The organism is Candidatus Zixiibacteriota bacterium, assembly GCA_040753495.1.
GTDB lineage: Bacteria > Zixibacteria > MSB-5A5 > GN15 > PGXB01 > DYGG01.
In genome coordinates, this window is the sequence record JBFMEF010000119.1 from 4593 (window position 1) to 7433 (window position 2841).

Annotated in this window: 1 protein-coding gene; it reads left to right on the forward strand. The window is 50.8% G+C overall.

Going from position 1 to position 2841, the window contains the following annotated elements:
- Positions 1–1172: 1172 nt before the first annotated feature.
- Positions 1173–2841: hypothetical protein (locus tag AB1690_07810; protein ID MEW6015213.1), on the forward strand; the 1669-nt coding region annotated here is incomplete at its 3' end.

Consider the following 2841-nt stretch of genomic DNA (forward strand, 5'->3'; position numbering starts at 1 on the left):
TGGGGTGGATTCCAGCGTACGCTGGAATGACGGTAGGGGCAGGGTTCACCCCTGCCCAAGATAAATTCCGGCGACTAATGGCGTCAGTTCACGCTCCGACGGAGTCGGACCAGAGCGCTGACGCAAATGAGAGGTGTAGGGGTCGACCCGCGTGTCGACCCAGAATCATCCCCGTATCAATCGGGGGATGATTTCAGCCATGGGCGAACGCATGGGTTCGCCCCTACGGAAGAATCCACCAGATTCCCGCAACTTATCCACATCATTTTCACAGAGAATCGGGCAATCCGGGGTTTTTCCCTGCCCCTTGGGCGGGTGGTTGGCGCTTTCTGGTCTTAATCGGCTGACCCGGGTCTGCCCACCTTTGCCAGCCAAAACCGGCGTTCCTCGGATGTCAGGGACAGCCGGGGAATGTTGATAGGCAAAGTCCGAATTAGGGGTGGGCAGGGCGGAAAACCGCTTCTTTGGCGGCTCGGGGTGGTTTTCAGGATTTCCACAAATCGGAAAATTTTTCCATTTTTTGCTTGACAATATTCTGGAAGCTATTATCTTAGCTACCGAGCGTGTGTTTATGCAGTTGCGGCCGTTAAGAGAGCCACAATATTTAACGACGCAACCGATTGTTTTACCTCTTAAGCTGAATTCAATGCTAATGGGCTTTAGGTCCCGCAAGGGATCGTTTTGCTTTCTCTATTAATCCCGATTTTGCGACTGGTCGTTACAATAATCAGCGATTGATGGCGCGGCAGGACGGCCTTGGGCATCTGATTTCGGTGTTCACCAAATTTCTCCTATGTCAATAACAACATATCACATATTGATTACAGGAGGTGGCGATTTAATCAACAAAAGGTTAATCAATAAGAGTCAGAAGCACGACTATGAACTTTTTAATTCTTCAACACAACATTTCGGAGTTAAATCGTCAACTTTTAAAAAGTTTAGCTCCTTACTCCAATAGGAATGTTATATGAAATTGTTAACTGGGACAAAATCTCACATATCCCTGGACAGAAGTGAGTTAATGAGGGTTCGCCGCATGACCGTCGGCGCCGACCTTCGGCAAAGGTTTTTCGAAATCTGCCGAAACAGTTGGTATCTGACAGGTTTGGCCAATCTTCACGTTTTGGTTAACAAGACTCACATATTTCCTAATTTTAAGGAGGAAATAAATGTTTAAAAAACTGATAATCGCGGTACTTACTTTAGGGTTATTGCTTACCTTTAGTAGTGCGGCTATTAGTTCCGATGTCAACGAACCGGTTTTCGTGCGTCCCGCTACGAATCCTGATGCCCCTTATTACAACACCCCGGAAGTGTCCAAGTCAGATGTGCAAAACATGGCACGTCCACTGATACCGAGGGGCAATGTAGTAGGCATTCCGGCGCCTCCGACCAATTACTTCTGCGAGGATCACCCCGCATTTGATACGGCCGGTGGTTTCTGCTGGTACTGGCCTCTGCCAACCGCCGGAGCGGAAGGATTTCTCTATCGTTTCCCGGTCGAGGAAGGACAGGCATGTACTCTTAAGGTTGCCTGGTTCTATGTCTACGGAGCTGGGACAGTGGGAACGCCCGATATCAAGGTATCCATTTATGAGGATAACCATGATGAACCGGGTACCCAGCTTTTCACTACGATGGGGACATACGGGACTGATTTCTTCGACGGCTGGAACTATGTCGACGTAAGCGGCCTCAATATTATTGTAACTCAGGATTATCATCTGGAAGTTGCCATTAACGTGGCGACCTCTGCCGGTGAAGACCTTGCTCTTCTCACCGATTGCGGTGACCTTTCCGGCGGGCGTCCTTCCTATGTTTCCGGCGGGGTATACTACCTCGGCTTCGGTTATGGTCCTGGGTTCACTTTTGAGACTTGTTGCGCCGATATTCCTTTCTCCGAATGCCGCGACACTCTTTACATCGATGCTTGGAATTCAATTTTCAGCCTCCCGCACGCGACTAACTGCCGCGACGGGTTGGCGACACGTTTCTCCATTGATGAAGGACCGGATACCCTCAAATACGCTTTGGTTGGTCTGTACGACTATGGTGTTGATGATGGTTCGGTGGTCGTCAATGTCAGCGTGTACAATGATGTCGGCGGTGTCCCGGGCGGCGCCCCTCTGGCGACCGTTACCCTGACCACGATGGCGGAAAAATATCCGGTTTCCGGATATGCCTACTGCGACTTCTCGCCTTTCAACCTGGTGATGCGGGATGATTTCCATATCGCCGTTGAGCTGGCATCCGCCAATATTGGCGCCCGGACTTATCTCTGGGGTTACAACCCCGGTCATTTCCCGGGCCGCAGCAGTGTTCACTTCCCTGCCAGTAACCTCTATGGTTGCGCTCCGGCTTCCAGCGGATGGTTTACCACCCTCTCCAAGTTCGGTGCCTGGTGGGATTTCGACATCATTGCCAATATGTGCAAAGATGAGTATGCCTCTTGCTCCTGGAAGTTTGACTATGGTGTTCCTTACTACATTCTGATGCATCGTGGCACCGGTACTTCCATTAAGGGTTTTGCTCAGAAACTCTCCACCCTCGGACTGCAGTGCCGTGTGGAGAAGATTCGCTTCCAGCTTGACCCGCAGGAAGGCGCTCCCGGCGCATATTTCTCACTGTATGGCGATAACGGCGGCCAGCCCGGCGTTGAGCTGTATCGTGACACCATTGACCCGCTGGTTGACTGGTGGCCTGGCTGGACAGAGATTACTCTGCCCGATATACCGGAAGCCTATGTCGAAGGACTCTTCTATATAGGTATCCACGGTATATTCCACAGCACCCTCGATACCTTCTGGGTTGATGCTGACCATGCTGATTTGGGCTACT